Origin of the sequence: Sphingomonas prati, assembly GCF_014643515.1 — a bacterium.
GTDB classification, from domain to species: Bacteria; Pseudomonadota; Alphaproteobacteria; order Sphingomonadales; family Sphingomonadaceae; genus Sphingomonas_R; species Sphingomonas_R prati.
In genome coordinates this window covers 1-17005 of sequence record NZ_BMJP01000011.1, presented here as the reverse complement: position 1 = coordinate 17005, position 17005 = coordinate 1, and the positions used below count along the sequence as shown (strand labels likewise).

General features: G+C 59.9%; 16 protein-coding genes and 2 pseudogenes. 14 read left to right on the top strand and 4 right to left on the bottom strand.

Going from position 1 to position 17005, the window contains the following annotated elements; all coding sequences use genetic code 11:
- The 3 genes from IEX50_RS17605 to IEX50_RS17000 form a co-directional block, all read left to right on the top strand.
- Positions 1-691 (top strand): RHS repeat-associated core domain-containing protein (locus tag IEX50_RS17605; RefSeq protein WP_229674164.1); only part of this gene is annotated, 691 nt, incomplete at its 5' end.
- A gap of 40 nt (positions 692-731) precedes the next feature.
- Positions 732-1193 carry a tetratricopeptide repeat protein gene (locus tag IEX50_RS17005; protein WP_157177936.1) on the top strand — a complete coding sequence of 154 codons (462 nt, stop codon included), beginning with the start codon at positions 732-734 and terminating at the stop codon, positions 1191-1193.
- Between the two features lie 335 nt (positions 1194-1528).
- Positions 1529-1783 carry a hypothetical protein gene (locus tag IEX50_RS17000; protein ID WP_188699533.1) on the top strand — a complete coding sequence of 85 codons (255 nt, stop codon included), beginning with the start codon at positions 1529-1531 and terminating at the stop codon, positions 1781-1783.
- A gap of 664 nt (positions 1784-2447) precedes the next feature.
- On the opposite strand, the gene IEX50_RS16995 is transcribed toward IEX50_RS17000, so the two are convergent.
- Together IEX50_RS16995 and IEX50_RS17845 are read right to left on the bottom strand one after the other, a co-directional pair.
- Complete coding sequence (locus IEX50_RS16995) at positions 2448-3335, bottom strand: hypothetical protein (RefSeq protein ID WP_229674162.1); 888 nt, start codon at positions 3333-3335, stop codon at positions 2448-2450.
- Between the two features lie 131 nt (positions 3336-3466).
- A pseudogene (locus tag IEX50_RS17845) lies at positions 3467-3640 on the bottom strand (AAA family ATPase); the annotation flags it as partial.
- A 301-nt stretch (positions 3641-3941) separates the two neighbouring features.
- Between IEX50_RS17845 and IEX50_RS16990 the strand changes: the two are divergent.
- From IEX50_RS16990 to IEX50_RS17595, 11 genes and pseudogenes are all read left to right on the top strand, one after another.
- Positions 3942-4268: a TrbC/VirB2 family type IV secretion system protein gene (locus tag IEX50_RS16990; protein ID WP_157177938.1), complete on the top strand. Its 327-nt coding sequence runs from the start codon at positions 3942-3944 to the stop codon at positions 4266-4268.
- A gap of 3 nt (positions 4269-4271) precedes the next feature.
- Positions 4272-4556 (top strand): VirB3 family type IV secretion system protein, encoded by a 285-nt coding sequence (locus tag IEX50_RS16985; protein WP_157177939.1) that lies wholly within the window; start codon positions 4272-4274, stop codon positions 4554-4556.
- Positions 4535-6901, top strand: a complete 2367-nt coding sequence (locus IEX50_RS16980; RefSeq protein ID WP_157177940.1) for a VirB4 family type IV secretion/conjugal transfer ATPase — start codon at positions 4535-4537, stop codon at positions 6899-6901. The genes IEX50_RS16985 and IEX50_RS16980 overlap by 22 nt, the downstream gene beginning before the upstream one ends.
- A complete protein-coding gene (locus IEX50_RS16975) occupies positions 6901-8103 on the top strand; it encodes a TrbL/VirB6 family protein (protein ID WP_157177941.1) in 1203 nt (400 codons plus the stop codon). Before IEX50_RS16980 ends, IEX50_RS16975 begins: the two co-directional genes overlap by 1 nt.
- Positions 8100-8915 (top strand): VirB8 family type IV secretion system protein, encoded by an 816-nt coding sequence (locus IEX50_RS16970; protein WP_157177942.1) that lies wholly within the window; start codon positions 8100-8102, stop codon positions 8913-8915. Before IEX50_RS16975 ends, IEX50_RS16970 begins: the two co-directional genes overlap by 4 nt.
- The gene (locus tag IEX50_RS16965; protein ID WP_157177943.1) at positions 8912-9601 is read left to right on the top strand and encodes a TrbG/VirB9 family P-type conjugative transfer protein; all 690 of its coding nucleotides are present in this window, start codon (positions 8912-8914) and stop codon (positions 9599-9601) included. The genes IEX50_RS16970 and IEX50_RS16965 overlap by 4 nt, the downstream gene beginning before the upstream one ends.
- Positions 9598-10692 carry a TrbI/VirB10 family protein gene (locus tag IEX50_RS16960; protein WP_229674158.1) on the top strand — a complete coding sequence of 365 codons (1095 nt, stop codon included), beginning with the start codon at positions 9598-9600 and terminating at the stop codon, positions 10690-10692. The genes IEX50_RS16965 and IEX50_RS16960 overlap by 4 nt, the downstream gene beginning before the upstream one ends.
- Positions 10689-11708 carry a P-type DNA transfer ATPase VirB11 gene (gene virB11 / locus IEX50_RS16955; protein WP_157177944.1) on the top strand — a complete coding sequence of 340 codons (1020 nt, stop codon included), beginning with the start codon at positions 10689-10691 and terminating at the stop codon, positions 11706-11708. Before IEX50_RS16960 ends, virB11 begins: the two co-directional genes overlap by 4 nt.
- 20 nt (positions 11709-11728) lie before the next feature.
- On the top strand, positions 11729-12067 hold the full coding sequence (locus tag IEX50_RS16950; RefSeq protein WP_229674155.1) for a TrbC/VirB2 family protein: 339 nt from the start codon (positions 11729-11731) through the stop codon (positions 12065-12067).
- A 627-nt stretch (positions 12068-12694) separates the two neighbouring features.
- Positions 12695-13843, top strand: coding sequence for an IS110 family RNA-guided transposase (locus IEX50_RS16945; protein WP_157177946.1), 1149 nt, complete (start codon positions 12695-12697; stop codon positions 13841-13843).
- Positions 13844-13995: 152 nt separating this feature from the next.
- Positions 13996-14835: pseudogene (locus tag IEX50_RS17595) on the top strand (IS3 family transposase); the annotation flags it as partial.
- A gap of 1136 nt (positions 14836-15971) precedes the next feature.
- On the opposite strand, the gene IEX50_RS16930 reads toward IEX50_RS17595, so the two are convergent.
- Positions 15972-16256: a hypothetical protein gene (locus tag IEX50_RS16930; RefSeq protein WP_188699530.1), complete on the bottom strand. Its 285-nt coding sequence runs from the start codon at positions 16254-16256 to the stop codon at positions 15972-15974.
- A 31-nt stretch (positions 16257-16287) separates the two neighbouring features.
- Positions 16288-17005 (bottom strand): RHS repeat-associated core domain-containing protein (locus tag IEX50_RS16925; RefSeq protein WP_188699527.1); only part of this gene is annotated, 718 nt, incomplete at its 5' end.

Genomic DNA, 17005 nt, shown 5'->3' with positions numbered 1-17005 from the left:
CAAGGCCCGCATCTACTCGCCAACCCTCGGTCGCTTCATGCAGAACGACCCCATCGGCTACGGCGATGGCCTCAATATGTATAACTATGTCGGAAACGATCCGATTAATAAAACTGATCCTAGCGGCTTGGCTGCGGGATCAAGAATTCAATCACACAAACGCCTAGATGGCGCCGCAGGCCGTGATAATAGCGGAGGCACAAACTCCGGTGCGGGCCAATACTTCATTGATGCCGCAAGCTCATTATCGGCCGATATGATGAAGCTCAACACCATAAACTCGCCGGCAAGTGAAACTATCGAGAGAGAGCTGCAAAATGATGAAATCATCGTCACGGGCAATCCTCTTCAGGAAGATGATAATACCATTCCAGAAATCATTGTTATTGCTGCCAACAAGGGAGGCAATGGCGGCAATGGAGGCTCGGGCGAGCACACCAAGAATGCCAGGCCTTCGACCCTTGGAAAGCACCAGAAAGGGCAAACCCGAAAGGGCAAGGATGCCGGTGGCGAGAAGGCTGATAAAAACGGCAGTCGAAGGCCGCAACGAATTCGCCCGGACGGTTGGAGGGGGCCGTGGCCGCCGTTGAGGGCGTTCCCCTTTGTGATAATTCCAAAATTTATGTTGGACCGATGCAACTTTCCAGGCTTGCCTGACCCTTCGGGCCAGTGTGGGCCTCCGATTGCTTAGAATCTCCCGCTAGCGGAATAGCGAATTGGAAGAGCAAGATATGACCGAATATGTGGCCGCACTCGCCCTTTGCGATCAGGCTGAACCGGACTTAGTGCAGGCTCACCTTCTTCTAAAGAGGGCCGCTGAGCATGGCGACGACCGCGCTAAATATGCCCTTGCCACTTGGTATCTCCATGGAAACGACGCGGTCGAAAAGAACGAGCGGTTAGGAGTGTCCATGCTAAAGAAGCTTGCAAATTCCAATGTAGCCGAGGCTGTGTTCGATTTAGCTATAGCGTATGACTACGGTAGGCAGGTCAGGCGCAATGAAAAGAAAGCTTTCTCATTTTATATGCGTGCAGCACTACTTGGCGATCGTGAGTCATGCAGTCAGCTCGCTCAGTTTTTTAAGGAAGGTAAAATTGTCGATGCCAACCCAGTAGTCGCGTCGGCGTGGGAACGTCGAGCGCAGGAGGAAGAGCGAGATATTTCGCCTCCATACCGGCAATGGCTTCAATAGCTTACAGCCGCAGAGTGATCAGACACCTCAGCCGGACGACATTGTCGTAAACGGACGGCGACTGCCCCGGCCTTCTTTGCCTCCTATACCTCGCATCACCTCAATCGCTGCACCTTCGGATAGAATTTTCTGCGGCGCAGAGGGCGGCCAAGGTTTCCCCTCGGGGAACTGGAATGATTCCTGCCGTCGTCATGACGAGTGCTATGCGTCCCAATCGGGCAAGCTCCAAAGCGACACAGACTTCGCGATCGACATTCTCGTTCGTTGTACCCAGCAGGTTTTCATACCAGCTCTGTGCGCGATCCCGGCGGTAGTTTACGGGGGCGCTGTCATCGTTGGTGGGGGCGAAGCCTACAGAAATTCTCGGCGAAGGAGATGATGCGATCATGGCAAATCTAATTTTCGCGCTATGGGCGTTGATTGTAGCGTTCGCAATTTATGGCTTCGGCTTATCGGGTATTGCAGCAACGCTTCTGCCCAAGCCCCTTACCGCTGATACAGCAATATCGGCCATCCCTGCTTGGCTAATCTTGGTCGGCCTGCCGTTTCCCGCGATCTGGCTCAAGCGTAGAAAAGCCCAAGCGGTCTAGGCGACCCTTGCCGCAAAATGGTGAGGTGGCGGAACCTGTTCAGGAAGCCAGGCTCGGTGCGGTGGTCAAGTTCGCTAAGTGAATTGCGACAAAGCTAAGTCCGAAGGTAGTTACCCCGGCAGCGAAGTTTTTTGCCAACCCTAGCCAACTCGGTCATATATTTCGAAAGGCACCAGGGCACTACGGAGCGGATAGTCCAGTAGCGCGAGCTGAGATCAACCGTGCTCAAGGAGCGTTCAGCCATACCGATCGATTTGGCAACAGCATCTATAGCGGCCTTAATCCCGGCAGAACTCAAACTTGGGTTCAGGTTAGAAATGGCGTTATTCAAAACGCTGGCGTGAACCCTTCGCCAGTAAACATCTTTTCGAGGTTTCCATGAGCCAAGCATCATCTGAGTATTCAATTAGTCCACTTGACGCCTTCGATGCGATGAGGCGCTTCTTGGAAACCTATTGGGAACGAGGAGGCAAGGCGTCTGACGATATTGCGGTCCTTCTCGGTTCTCTCAATAGGGATGAAGGTAGTCAGTCTATGCCTCTAGATGCGGCAATGTGGGAGGACTGGCTGGACGCGGTTTCAGGATCGACACCGAGCCGCTCTTGATGTCATCGTTGCCGTCAGGGTTGCGACTATAACCCTGACGGTGCCGTGTTGGGTCGCATTAGCCCCCGATCTCCACCCCCATCGCTTTGACGGGCTTGGGGATGGCGATCGTCGTCCCCTTCCGCACCAGCGTCTCGTCGATCGCGCCGACCTTGGCGCTGCTGCGTCCTTCGATGGTGCCCACCAACCGTTCGCGGTCGTCGGTATAGATGATCGCGGATGCCTTGGCGCGGGAGACGGCGACATAGGCGATGTTGGCATCGACGTTGCTGCGGAACAATTCGAGGTGCGCCGTGACGCGCTCGCAGGCGGCCCCTTGGGCGCTGTGAATGGTCCTGACCCAGCCCGGTCGGATGTGGCGATCGGCGACGTTGGCCATGTCGAGGGCCTGGCGCTTGCCGTTCTTGGAGCGGACGACGAGGATGCCTTCGTCGGGGTCGATCGCGACCACCTCGGCGGTGCGTCCGTTGAACCGCTTGGCCTCGTAGTTGTTGCGGGTGAACTGCACCTTGTCGCCGGTGCGGAACTGCTGCTGCACCTCGGCGAAGGCGTCGGCATTGGCGGCGCTACCGTCACCGGGGAACCAGGTGAGCGTCTGACCCTCGGGGTCGAGCAGCCGGACGGTGCCGGCCTTGGCGTCGATGGACCCGACGCGGTAGCCGGTGTTGCGGCGCGGCGCGCCGTCCTCTGCACCTTTACGGAAGATGACGACGGTTCCGGGGCGGTAGCTGGCAGCGCGGGTGCGTGCGGCGTCGGTGAGGCCGCAGGATTCGAGTACGGTCGCGACCATCGCCCGTTCGCCCAGCGTGCCGTCGCGGACCAGTTCGGCGCGGATGGCATCGGTGAGCGCTTGACGACCCTCGCGGGTCGGATCGAGGACGAGCGTGCGCGCTCGGTCCCTGGGCGACAGGCGCGCGAAGTCGCGGGCGAGCCGCGCGCGGCGCACGTCAAGGTCGGCGTGCTGGATGACCTCGCCATCCCCGTCGTCGAGGGCGGCGAACGCGCCTTCGGCATGGGCCTGGCGAGCAGTGCCTCGCCGTGGCGGGCGCTGAGCATGGACGCTTCGTCGAAGATCCAGATTTCGGGCTTCCTGTCGCCGCACGGCGTGGCGGGACTGGCGGTGAGCATCTTGGCGACGGTTATCGGCTCGCCCCCGATCGCGCGCGCCAGTTCGTCCGCAGCCGTGCCCGTGGGCGCGAGCGCGCGGACGTTGTTACCGCGCGCCTTCGCCGCCTCGGCATGGACGCGCAGAACCGTGGTGGTCTTGGCGGTGCCGGCGCTGCCCAGAGTTCCGACGGCGTTGCGGGTTGACAGGAGCGGCGCCTAGATAGCGGCACGCTGCCCCCTGGCATGTGTGGCCAGTCCTAGCCGGCACCGCGGGTCGGGCGGAATATTGGCGGAATCGAAATGGCCGGCGAGCGAAACAAGCTTGCCCCGTCCGGAAATTTTAGGGGTCTGCCAACGGTGGCGGTGATGAAGTTTGGTCGCTCCACCGTTGCTTGCTGAGAACGCTCGTGCCACTGAAGAGATACGAGTTCTTGGGGGGTTTGGAATGCGGTCGTTTCTGCGAGTTCGACAATGGCTGGCATTGTGTCTGATTGCTCCGTTTCTGTCCGGCGTTGCACATGCCCAGGAGACCGTGGGCGATCCTGAAGGATCCGGCCCGATCGTATCCGCTGTCCGATGGTTGCAGGGCACCCTCCTGGGGACGATCGCCACCGTCGTCGCTGTCGTCGCAATCGCGTCAGTTGGGTTCATGATGCTGACGGGACGCATCAACTGGCGCTACGGTGCTACCGTCATTCTCGGCTGCTTTATTCTGTTCGGCGCGGCTAGCATCGTTGCGGGGATACAGTCGACCGCCAGCGTCGGCTACTGAACCATGGGTGAAATTGAGCACGATCAGCTCTTCGTGGCCCTGACACGTCCGCAAATGTTTGCAGGCGTGACATACACCTACTTCACGGCCAATGCCGTGCTGGCGGCCGAGTTGTTCATCCTGACACGGTCGGCCTGGACGATCGCGTTCGCGCTCATAGTGCACGCGGTAGGCGTTGTCTTGTGCCTCCGCGAGCCCCGCTTCTTCGATCTTTGGCTTACCCGCGTTGGACGCTGTCCGCGCGTGCGTAACTTTGCGATGTGGCGATGCAACTCCTACCGGCCCTAACACGAGATCCCACCGTCATCGCGCGCGAGCGGACGGTCGGTCACCATCTTCCCTACGCCCGTCATATAGACGCCCACACGATCGAAACGCGGAGCGGTCTGCTCATGCAGACCCTTTACCTGCGTGGGTTGCTCTTCGAGACTGCGAATACCGAGGAACTGAATTACCGCAAGCGGCTGCGAGACGCGATGTTGCAGGCCGTGGGATCTTCGCGCTTCGCTCTCTACCATCATGTCGTCCGACGACGCGTCGTCGTCGGCACTGAATCAAACTTTTCCGACGCCTTCTCGCGTCGTCTGGATGCCGTCTGGCAGGCGCGGCTGGCAACACGGCAGCTCTACGTCAACGATCTCTACGTGACCCTCGTCCGCCGTACGCCCGAGGGACGGACCGGAGTGCTCGAAGGGCTGCGACGCTTGCTCGTGTCGGCGAGGTACGAAGGGTCCGTCCGCCAGGAACTGAGGGAACTGGACGTGGCGCGAGACGCCCTCATGGCGACACTCAGCGCCTACGAACCGAGGCTGCTCGGAACGTATGACACCCCTTCGGGGCCGTGCTCGGAACCTCTCGAATTCCTGTCCAATCTGCTGAATGCAGAGATGCGTCCCGTCCTGCTTCCGATGGAGGATGTCGGTAGTTACCTGCCCTATCGGCGGGTCAGCTTCGGACAGGAGACGATCGAACTCGGGCCGACAGGCAAAGCTGGAAAAGGCTTCGTCGGGATCGTCTCCGTGAAGGATTATCCCGGGCAGACCAGCCCCGGCATGTTCGACGAGTTGCTCCGCCTCCCCTTCGAGCTCGTCGTAACACAGTCGTTCGGCTTCGTCGACCGGCAGGCCGCGCTCGGGCGCATGAACCTGTCCCTTCGACGGATGCGGTCCGCCGAGGACGAGGCGGTCAGTCTGCGTGCAAGTCTCGGCCAGGCCAAGGACGATGTGGCGGCCGGCCGCGCCGGCTTCGGTGAGCACCACATGACCATCGCCGTGCGGGGCGACAGCCCGGCAGAGGTCGATGCGGCTGTCGCCGAAGTGCAGGCGACCGCCGCGGACCTCGGGATCCTCTGCGTGCGCGAGGACATAGCTCTGGAGCCCGCCTTCTGGGCGCAGTTCCCGGGCAACTTCAGATACATCGCCCGGCGTGGGCTCGTCTCGACCGCGAACTTCGCCGCCATGGCGAGCGGCCATAATTTTCCCGTCGGGCGTGCGAACGGCAACCTCTGGGGCGACGCTGTCTCGTTGCTGGAGACAACCGCCGCCGGCCCCTATCATTTCAATTTCCATCAGGGCGATCTCGGCAACTTCACGATCATCGGGCCGTCGGGCTCGGGCAAGACGGTGGTGCTGAACTTCCTGCTGGCCCAAGCCCGCAAGTATGATCCTCGCATCGTCTTCTTCGACAAGGACCGTGGTGCCGAGCTGTTCATCCGCGCCATTGACGGTCGTTATGACGTGCTTCGCCCTGGCACGCCGGCAGGCCTGAACCCGCTGCAGCTCGAAGACACGTCGGCCAACCGGCAGTTCCTGATCGACTGGCTTACCCAGCTAGCAGGTGGCGCCGACCTCGAGGAAATCGCCCGCATCAAGGACGCGATCGACGCGAATTTTCAGCAGCCGTTCGAGGCGCGACGGCTGCGGTACCTCGTCGAACTCTTCCGTGGTGACAGACGGCCGCAGGCGGCAGACCTATGGTCGCGCCTGCGCCCCTGGTTTGGCGAGGGTGAGCGCGCCTGGCTATTCGACAACGAGCGTGACGAGACGGATCTCACGACACGCTCGATCGGGTTCGACATGACGCAGATCCTTGACGACCCAACCGTCCGAACACCCGCCATGATGTATCTATTCCACCGCGTCGAGGAACGGCTCGACGGGACACCGGCGATCATCGTTATCGACGAGGGCTGGAAGGCACTCGATGACGACGTCTTCGTTCGCCGCATCAAGGACTGGGAGAAGACGATCCGCAAACGTAACGGCATCGTCGGATTTGCCACGCAGAGCGCCGAGGACGCGCTGAAGAGCCAGATATCGAGCGCAATTATCGAGCAGGCGGCGACCCAGATATTCATGCCCAATCCAAAGGCGCAGGCTTCCGATTATATCGACGGATTTGGTCTGACGTCACATGAACACGAACTGGTTCGATCGCTTCCCGACACCTCCCGCTGCTTCCTCATTAAGCACGGAGCCGAGAGCGTGGTCGCTAGACTCGATCTCTCGAGCGAGAAGGACCTCCTGACGATCCTATCCGGTCGAGAGCGGACGGTGCGAATGCTCGACGAGATTCGCGCGCAAGTCGGTGATGCACCTGATGCGTGGCTCGATCTACTGTTGGCGCGCGCCTGATGGCCGTCTGCAACTACGTGCCGGCAGCTGGCGAGACCGCGTCGGGCCTCATGGCATTCTTCGATTGCCAGGCTCGAACGTTCGGCTCGATCGGATACCAGACGCTTGCCGCGTCTGGATCATCCGCATCACTGCTGCTGACGGCTCTCCTAACCATATCAGTGGCGGCATTCGGATATCGGCTGCTGCTTGGCAGCGGGCCGACTATTAGCGAGGTCGTACCGATTTTCGTTAAAATCGGTATCGTGCTGGCTTTCGCCAGCAGTTGGCCAGCTTACCGGACCGTGTTCTACGATGTCGTCATACAGGGCCCGGGCCAGCTTGCAGCCGAACTTGGCGCCTCGCTTGACGGCGCAGGGTCCGATAGCGGTCTCGGTCGACGTCTCGACAACATTGATCGCGAGTTCGAAACGATCGAAGCGTTGGGGGTAGGATCGCCTTTCGTCGCGCGATCCGGAATAACGTCCACGTCCACGTCGGGCTTCGATGGTCTGGCCTTGGGCATGTCACGCGCTATGTTCCTCCTGTCGTCGGTTGGCGCGTTTGCCTTTCTTAAAATTTCAGCTGGTCTCCTGTTGGCCTTAGGGCCGCTGTTCATTGCATTCCTGCTGTTCCAGGCAACAACGGGGCTGTTCGAGGGATGGCTTCGCGCCCTAATATTCATCGTGCTGGGGCTCATCACAACGAGCATCATGCTCGGAATCGAGCTTACTGTCCTGGAACCATGGATGGCGGATCTGATCGGGCGGCGAGCCGCGGGTGAAACCATCGCAACATCCATGACACCGCTGCTGGCCGCAACGTCTCTATTCGGGCTGGTGTCGTTGGGACTATTGATACTCAGCATCCGTATCGGCTTCTCACTTCGTCTGCCCTATCACCGTTCTGCGCCCCTTGCAGTTTCAGGGTTGAGCGCGACGCGGGAGGAAACGCTCGCTACGGGAGTTCAGCAGACGGTATCGCCAGTCTCGTCCGGCCGAACTAGAGCAGGGGTCATCGTCGACAGCGTTGCTGCCTCGCAGCGACGTGAGGAACATATGCTGCAATCATCAGATTTCCCCGTGCCTAGCCAATCGTCGCCGGTGCGGCAGTCTCAGGCTGGAGTTGGTGCGACAACCCCGATTGTGCCGCTTGGCCGGAGCTTTCGGCGAACATCACGACGTGTTTCAGCAAGCACTACTTTGCGGGATATCCGTCGGTGAAAAAGCAAGAAAGCGACCCTGTCGAGACCTACATCGCCCAAGGCGGCAGTTGGGCGAGGGATCGTCAGGACAATGATCGGGCATCGCGACGGATCGCATGGATCGTCGCGGCCGGAGCGTCGACGATCGCCGTTTGCGAAGCACTCGCGTTGGTCGTGCTGATGCCGCTCAAGACCGTCGAACCGCTAACTTTACTAGTCGATCGGCAAACAGGCTTCGTCCAGGCCTTGCGTCCTTTGGAGCCGGAGATGATTGCGGGTGATACCGCGCTGACCCAGTCGTTCCTCGTGCAATATGTCATTGCGCGCGAGGGGTTCGACGCCGGAAGCCTTCAAACAAATTACCGGAAAATCGCGCTCTGGTCGAGCGGAGCGGCCCGCGCGCAGTACATAGCGAGCATGCAGGCTTCCAACCCCGCGAGCCCGCTTTCGGCCTATCCGCGTTCAACGGTTATCGATGTGCAAGTCAAAAGCGTGACACCGCTCACACGGAATGCCGCGATGGTCCGCTACGATACCACGCGGCAGGATCCCGACGGACGCCGCCAACCTGTGCGATCTTGGGTCACGGTTATACGCTACCTCTACGCGAAAGCGCCGCTCAGCGTCGCAGATCGCTACGTGAACCCGCTGGGGTTCCAGGTCACCAGCTTTCATCGAAGTCAGGAAGCGCTTAGTCCTACGGTCATCCAAGGGCTGCCGCAGGTCCCTCAAAGTTACGCACCGCAGGAAGAGTCAAGGCAGTCGTCCATGGTGCCGTCGAGATCGCCGGTTCAAGAATTGGCACCTCCAACTCGCCGTGACGTACCATGAGATTCGTGGCCGGTGCGGCATGCGTTTTTGCGGTTGTCGGCGCGGTGCCGGCGGTTGCGCGCCCACGCGAACAAATTGTCGATTATCGCCAGGGTCAACTTGTCGGTCTCCGAGCAGTTATTGGACATCCGCTAACCCTGCGCTTCGCACCAGGCGAGAAAGTGACGGGAGCGACCATTAGCGACCCTACCGGATGGGAGGCCGAGCCTAACCGGTCAGGCAGTCGGCTTGTCGTCAAAGCCCGATCGACGGGCGGGGCCGCGACGATGGCGGTCGTAACGGATCGTCGCTCATACACTTTTACGCTTAGCGTAGCGCCTGAACGCGAGAAGACGACGCTGCCAATCGCGGTTCGGGTGCAGCCCGCTACGATCGGCCAACTCGCCCCATTTCAGACGGCCGGAAACTTTGCATCCGAGCGAACCTTCTATGAAATTAGAGGGGCGGCCGAGTTGCGTCCGTCCAGTGTTACGGAAGATGGCGTACGAACATTTATCGACTGGCCCGCCGACGCAGCACTTCCGGCAGTCTATGCGCTCGACACAGCCGGCCGCGAGTCTCTGACCAACGGCAATATGCGTAACGGGCGATTTGTGATCGACAGCGTTGAGAAGCATTTGATTTTCCGCCTCGACAAGCGGGCCGCGACTGCCGTTCGCGTGCTCTCACGATCGGCACGGAAATGATCGGGAATTCCTCACCCAGGGAGCCGCGTGTCGATCATGCGATGCAAGGCGAACGGGATATTCGCCCGGTTGTGGATGCACCGCGCGCTAGCTTGCCTTCGTGGGTCTGGATCAGCGCCGTCATTCTCGCTGGCATCCTGCTGTTCAGTGTGCTCGACGCACGTCGACGATCGGCCGCCGCGCCTGCGGTCTCCCTGCCGGTCGCCGATCGGGCATCAAGCGCGGCGCCGCCGCCGCTCTATATTCCGCCAGTTCTGCAAGCGCGCGAGTATTATGCCTCATCGCCAGCAGCTCCGGTCGAATACCCCCCGGTCGTAGCCCCTGAGCAACCACGCATCGCGGAACGCGGCAGTTACCAAGCGCCGTACTATGAGGCAGCTCCGCGGGAAGCATACCCGCCTCCTGTGCCGTTCATCGACGCAAGACCGCCGTCATCGGATTCCCAGCCTCTTGCCGCAAATGTTGAAACCGAAAGTCTCACCGGTGCATCTGGTTCGACTACCGGAAACTCCGGTAGGGTGCGCGCAAGTATCGTTACCAACCGGGCGACGACGGTCTTGCAAGGCACGCTGATCGCAGCAGTCCTCGAAACCGGGTTCGACTCCAGCCGCCCCGGTTATGCACGCGCGCTGGTACAGCGTGACATAAAGGGGTTCGACGGCAGCCGGGTTCTTATTCCACGCGGCAGCCGCCTGATCGGGGAGTATAGTTCGGAGGCGAGCGCGGGCCAGAAACGGGCAATGATAGCCTGGCAGCGTCTTGTCCGGCCTGACGGTGTCACCATCGCAATTGCATCGCCAGCGTCCGACCCGGTTGGTCGCGGCGGCGTCCGCGCCAGCGTGAACAGTCATTTCTTTGAGCGTTTTTCGGGTGCGATCCTCCAGTCGAGCTTGGACCTGGGCGTTAACTTAGCCGCAAGCTCTTCAAGGTCGCCGGTGATCGTGGCACTACCGGGCTCGTTGCAAGGCGCGACTTCTTCGGTCAGTAGCAGCCGCGAAATCGCACCGACCCTTTCGGTCCGCCCGGGTACCAGCATCAGCGTGTTCGTCGCCAAGGATCTTGATTTTACAGATGTCGAGATGCGTCCGTGAACGACACCGCACGCGGCGGCTGGACCTATCTGCAGAGCTATCTTGCTCCGCTCAGATATGCCCTTGATCGTGCCGACGTCACGGACGTCTATGTCAATCGCCCGCGGGAGTTATGGATTGAGACTATAGGCGGGGCGATTGAGCGGCATGACGTTCCCGAACTCGATGCAGCTCTGCTCGAGCGCCTGGCCCGGCAGATCGCAGCCTACTCACATCAGGGCATAAGCCGCGAGCATCCGCTATTGTCGGCCAGTCTGCCAGGCGGAGAGCGGGTTCAAATTATTGCCCCTCCCGCGACCCGCCAGCATTTGGCCCTGGCGATCCGTAAGAACGTAACCCCGGCGCTTTCGCTCGCCGACTACGAACAGGCGGGCGCTTTCGACGAGGTGCACATCAAGCAAACGAGCGCTCGCAGCGTTGCCCAGTCGTCGCCGGACAACGAGCATCCACAGAGTGTTATGGACGTGTTAACGGACAGCGTTCGGGCTCGTCGTAACATCCTTGTTTCCGGAGGGACCTCAACCGGAAAGACGACGTTTCTGAACGCTTTGATCCGCGAGATCCCGGCGCACGAGCGCCTCATCCTGATTGAGGATACACCCGAGGTTCTCCTCTCCCATTCAAACGCGGTCGGACTGCTCGCCGTTCGAGGGACGCTTGGCGAAGCGCAGGTGAGCGCGGACGACCTGGTTTCAGCCTCGTTGCGAATGCGGCCCGACCGGATACTTCTCGGGGAATTAAGGGGGGTCGAAGCCTATGCCTTCCTTCGAGCGGTCAATACAGGTCATCCCGGCTCTATGACGACGATCCATGCGGACAGTGCGGAAGGCGCAATCGAACAGCTAGTTCTGCTCATACTGCAAGGCGGGGCGAAACTCACGCGCTTCGACATTCAAGATTATGTTCGAAGTACGATCGACGTCTTCGTTCAGTTGAGCCGATCCGCTGGGCGCCGATACGTATCAGAGGTACGGACGAACCCTCGGTTAAGCAAAAACTTGATCGGTAAATTATGACGCTTCCAGCGGCGCTAGACTTGGAACAACCCAATGCTATTGTTGTAGCAGCGGGCTGGGTAGAACAAACGATGCTGGGATCGGTCGCAACGATCCTAGCAACGATTGCCGTGGCGATGGTTGGCGTCTCGATGCTGAGCGGAGCCGTTAGTCTACGGCGCGGTGCACGTGTCATCGTCGGTTGCTTCATTCTCTTTGCAGCACCCACCATTTCGCACGCGCTAAAAGCCCTGGCTGCTGGCGATGTGACAGTCTCAGTCGGACCAAACGTAGCAAATCCGGCGCTAGCTGTTCCTGCGACAACTCCTGCAACTGAGTATTTCGATCCTTATGCTGGACCAGCAGTTCCGGAAACATGATCTTGAAACGTGCGGCCCGTTATATGTGTGAAACTATAGTACTTCGCAGGTGCCACACGTGGCACCTGCGGGCTAACAGAAGGTTGATCAGCCCGAACTGATCAGCGCCTCCCGCACCAGACGACGTGCTCGGCTTCTCCGAGGAAGTGAGTCGTACCCTCGTCGCTGACGCTACAGTCCGCGCGGCCGGTTGGTTCTATCCTACGCGCCTCCAGCGACGGCTCGCGCCGATCCGGCATTCACCTTCGCGGCCGGCATTCCGCCGCGCGCGACGCGGTGTTCAACATCATCCGCTTGGTCCGCGCTCGGACCAGCACCGGAACGAACCCGGGGGAACGGCTATGCCAATCCCAAGGCGGAGCCGTTTCAGCAGCTCTATATCAACAACGAACGACGATCGGGACGTCGTGGTCAGACCGCTCCCGGCGATCCATCACGACGTCCAACGGCACCCCGTGCGCTTCGCCCCGCACCACGATAGCACGTGTTCAAGCCCTTGCGCCTGAAGTGGCCCCCTAAATGACCTGACAGGGCCCCGCTCTTGGATAAGAGTGAGATCCCATGGGGGATGAATAGCGGCTGCGCTGTGACACAGTAGGTTGCTGAACGCCCCTCAGGAGACAGAAGGTGAATCAACCCACAGAAGCTGCCGCGATCCGCGTCGATCTCGGCGCCATTTTTATCTCATTGGAATTGAGCAAATCGAGCTGGCTGGTAACGGCGCTGTCACTAGGCAGTGCGAAGATGACACGCCATTCGGTGCCCGGTGGAGATCTGCCGACTCTGCTAAATTGCTTTTCAGGTTTGCGGGATAAGGCTTGCGCACGTGAGGGCAAATTATATCCGCTGATCGTCGTGCAAGAGGCCGGACTGGATGGCTTTTGGATTCACCGCGCGTTGGAGACGGAAAAGAATATCACAAGTCATGTGGTAGACGCTGCGTCCATCTCAGTTCCACGCCGGAGCCGTCGGGCCAAGACAGATAGGATCGATGGCGAAACGCTGGTCCGCACGCTGATGGCATGGGTCCGACGCGAGCCTCGGGTCTGTTCGATGGTGCGGGTGCCGACGGTCGACGATGAAGATCAGCGCCGCATCAGCAGAGAGCGCAAGACATTGGTCGATGAGCGGACCTGCCATACCAACCGGATCAAGGGATTGCTTTTCAGCATCGGCGTTCGCGATTACCGGCCGCTCCGCCGAGATCGTCGTAAAAGGCTTGAAGACATACGAACCGGAGATGGGCAGCGCATACCACCACACCTCAAGGCAAGGCTCTCAAGGGAATTGGACCGGCTCGACCTGATAAACGAGCAGATCGAGAGAGTGGAAACCGAGCGTGACGCTCTGAACGCTGAGGCGAGCGAGACCGCGCCGCAGAGCATGCTTGGGGCTCTAAGGGGGATCGGCCCTGAGTTTGCCAACGTGCTGACGAGCGAAGGCTTGTTCCGCTCGTTCGATAACAGGCGACAGGTCGCTGCTTACGCCGGGCTGGCAGCCAGCCCATGGCAAAGCGGAACCATCGATCGAGAGCAGGGCGTGTCCAAGGCAGGGAACCCACGATTGCGAACGGCTATAATCCAGGTAGCTTGGCTGTGCCTGCGCTATCAGCCGGATACATCGCTAGCTCGCTGGTTCCATGAGCGGGTTCGCGCCAACGATGGCCGCGGCAAGAAGGTCGCGATAGTGGCTCTCGCGCGGAAATTGCTTGTCGCCTTATCGAAATACGCCACCCGCGGTGTCGTGATTGAGGGTGCGGTCTTGAGCCGCGCCTGACTCCCATGCCGCTAAACCTCTCGGAGCAGTAACTGCTCCGCAGACCCAGGCAAAACGGACCGAATATGCCTCTGGCTTTCAAAGCCGCTCGTTGAGAATGGTCCCGTTTTCCTGAACCCTTGCCCGCCGGATGCGGGATTATGGTGCAGCCGCTGAGAGCGGTCGCAGAGGCGGTAGGCATCGCTCGCCCACACCTGTCCGCAATGCGCCATCGCCCAGCACCTCGCCCACGCGGACCACCGCTGCCGGATGCCGATTTGGTCGCCGACATCCGCGTGCTCGTCGCCGATCTGCCAACCTACGGCTGTCGCCGAGTTCATGCTCTGCTGCGCCGGGAAGTCGAGAAAACCGCGAGCGAAGCGCCCAATCCGAAACGCGTCTACCGCGTCATGAAGTTGCACGGACTGCTGCTACAGCGGGACGGCGAACGCCGCGAGGAACGGCGTCACGACGGCCAGGTCGCCGTCGGTCTGCGCAACACCCGCTGGTGCTCCGACGGGTTGGAGATCACCTGTAACAATGGTGAGAAGGTGCGCGTCGCATTCGCGCTCGACTGCTGCGACCGTGAAGCCATGGGACACGTGGCGACGACGGGCGGCATCACCGCCGAGGACGTCCAGGACTTGATGGTCGCCACCGTCGAGCATCGCTATGGACAGGTGAACCGCGTGCCCGAACCGATCGAGTGGCTTACCGACAACGGCAGCTGCTACACCGCTCGCACCACGCGCGCTTTCGCCCGGGACATTGGACTGATCCCGTGCACGACCCCGGTAAGCAGTCCTTAATCGAATGGCATGGCGGAGGCGTTCGTTCGCACCCTGAAGCGCGATTATGTCCGCGTGAACCCTCGACCAAATGCGCAGAGCGTTATCGACCAACTACCCGGCTGGTTCGACCATTATAAGGAGGTGCATCCGCACCGCGCTTTGCGCTATCGATCACCCCGCGAGTTCATCGCGCAAACCCGGGAGGCCCTGTCAGGCCTTTAGGGAGCAACAACAGCGCGCCCTGACCACCGATGATGGACGTGGTGGTCAATGACCATGAACCGCGCATCTGGTGGCCAACTATCAACTCATTGTTTTTGCCTCATTATCCTGTGAGGTAACGCGTAAGGTGTGCTGATGAGTTCTCCATCTCGGCCGTGATCTCCTCGGCGGGTTCGTGCTTCCTGCTTTCCGGATCGCATCGGTGTACCGGGTAAGTCTGCAGCGCTGTGGACGGCGTACGGCGCGTGTCTCGGTCGAACCTGCATCGGAGCGGTGACGCTTCGACCGCCCTCCGGCTGGGGCGCAAAGCATGGGGCTCGCCGCGTACTTGAACCGCCCACCCGCCTCGCTAATTTCCCGAGAGAGCAGGGGAGGCTTGGGCTTCAAGCCGTGTCAGACAAGCGCTCGCGGCTTCACGCACGTGCTGCCAGCGAGCGTCCTCTCGTAAAGCCTCTGCGCTCCAACAATCATCACCCGACGAACTCATCTGCGCTAGCAAACGATCAATGAGCGTTACGCATTCCGCTGCATCGGCCGACAATGCCCCACTCTTCACAAGTCCAGGTAGCCCCTTAACACTATCGTCAAACTCTAGAGCAAGCTCGTCGACATTGTTACCATCCAGACCCATCCTCTGAAGGTGGGCTATTTGGCTCTCGGATGAGGCGGCAAGCGCCTGTACCGATTTGATGAAGCTCCGCAATACAGATGACATCACCATCCCCCTGGTATGATTGGACCCTGCCCGTCTCCGGGGTTAACGCGCCAGTATGGGGACGCACCATGGTGACCACCGCCAGGATGGTAACGCAGCATTCGACCGGTTGGCTCACCTCCCGGAGTATATTGTCTGTACACCCATCCTTGGCCCTGACGTCACCCTTTACCTAACGCCTCGACCCTCCAACCAGGATTGTTGCCCAGCAACTTCGCAACCTCTTCTGGCTTCATGTTTCTGAGAAGCCCAGGGTTACGAAGAACGTCGTCCACCGACCGGATAGCTGCTCTCGGCGCCAGCTTGGTCGCCAATCAACGAGCAAAGTTCCCGGCTCCCTTCCGCATGAGCCCTGTGACAACGATCTCCTCGCCTTCAGCTGCCTCACCATTTTGCGGCAGCTCTCCATTCTGCAGCTAAACTACTTCTGCTCGTTAGCCCGAAGTTCACAGGCTAGAGCCATTAAATCAAGCCGCCCAGCTCCGCTTGCAAGCCCATCAGGCTCATCAGCTGTTCGTCGATGCTCGTCTATAAACTTCAGCCGTAGACGGAGGTCCTCAAGCCAGGACCCATTAGGCACGAGGATGAACTCTGGGAGAGCAGCATAGTCGTAGCGACCATTCCCCCCTTCTAAAAAGGCGTCAATCATCTCCGCGGCATCCGCGCGAGAGAGATTGAAGAAGTCACGACCTTCGATGTTAATCATTTTCCGGAAGCCAACCACATCCCAACCCTCTCTACTTAGGTATACTGACTGAAAAGATGTCCCACTTAGAGCTCCCGATACCAACTCGAAAGTTGGCCTGTCCAAGTCCTCGTCCAAATCCAGCACGATAAAAACCGCTATTGAAGTAACCTTGGCTAGTTGCACCGAAAGCAGTGTCGCCAAATACCGGACCTGAAGGGCCAAGAAGCCCCGGCAGGAGCGGGACAGTAGCAGCCGCAACTCCGATCAGTGGCGGGATCGTAATAGCAGTTTGCAAGTTAAGCCACGGCGCCGGATCATTGTAATACGGATTGAGTATGTAGCGGCGATCGTTAACCACCCACTTGGTGCGTTCCTGCTCGCGGAGATTAGCCCGGCACGTTGCGTTGCAGTTTGAGGCAACCACGATATCCTGGGCCCTTTGCTGCCCGTTTAGCGCTTCCCCCACTGTACCGGTCCGGCCTCCTGACGCGTTGTAGAGGAGACCTGCCGATGAACCTGAATGGCCGGCGGAACCGGCGGAACCGGCCGTGACTGTGACGGAACCAGATGTTGATGTGACGCTTCCTGAAACACCTTCTTTACGGGGCCGCGCGCCTGGCAGAACCTCCCTTGCGGTGGCGCCGCTAGGATCAGTTTTATTAATCGGATCGTTTCCGACATAGTTATACATATTGAGGCCATCGCCGTAGCCGATGGGGTCGTTCTGCATGAAGCGACCGAGGGTTGGCGAGTAGATGCGGGCCTTG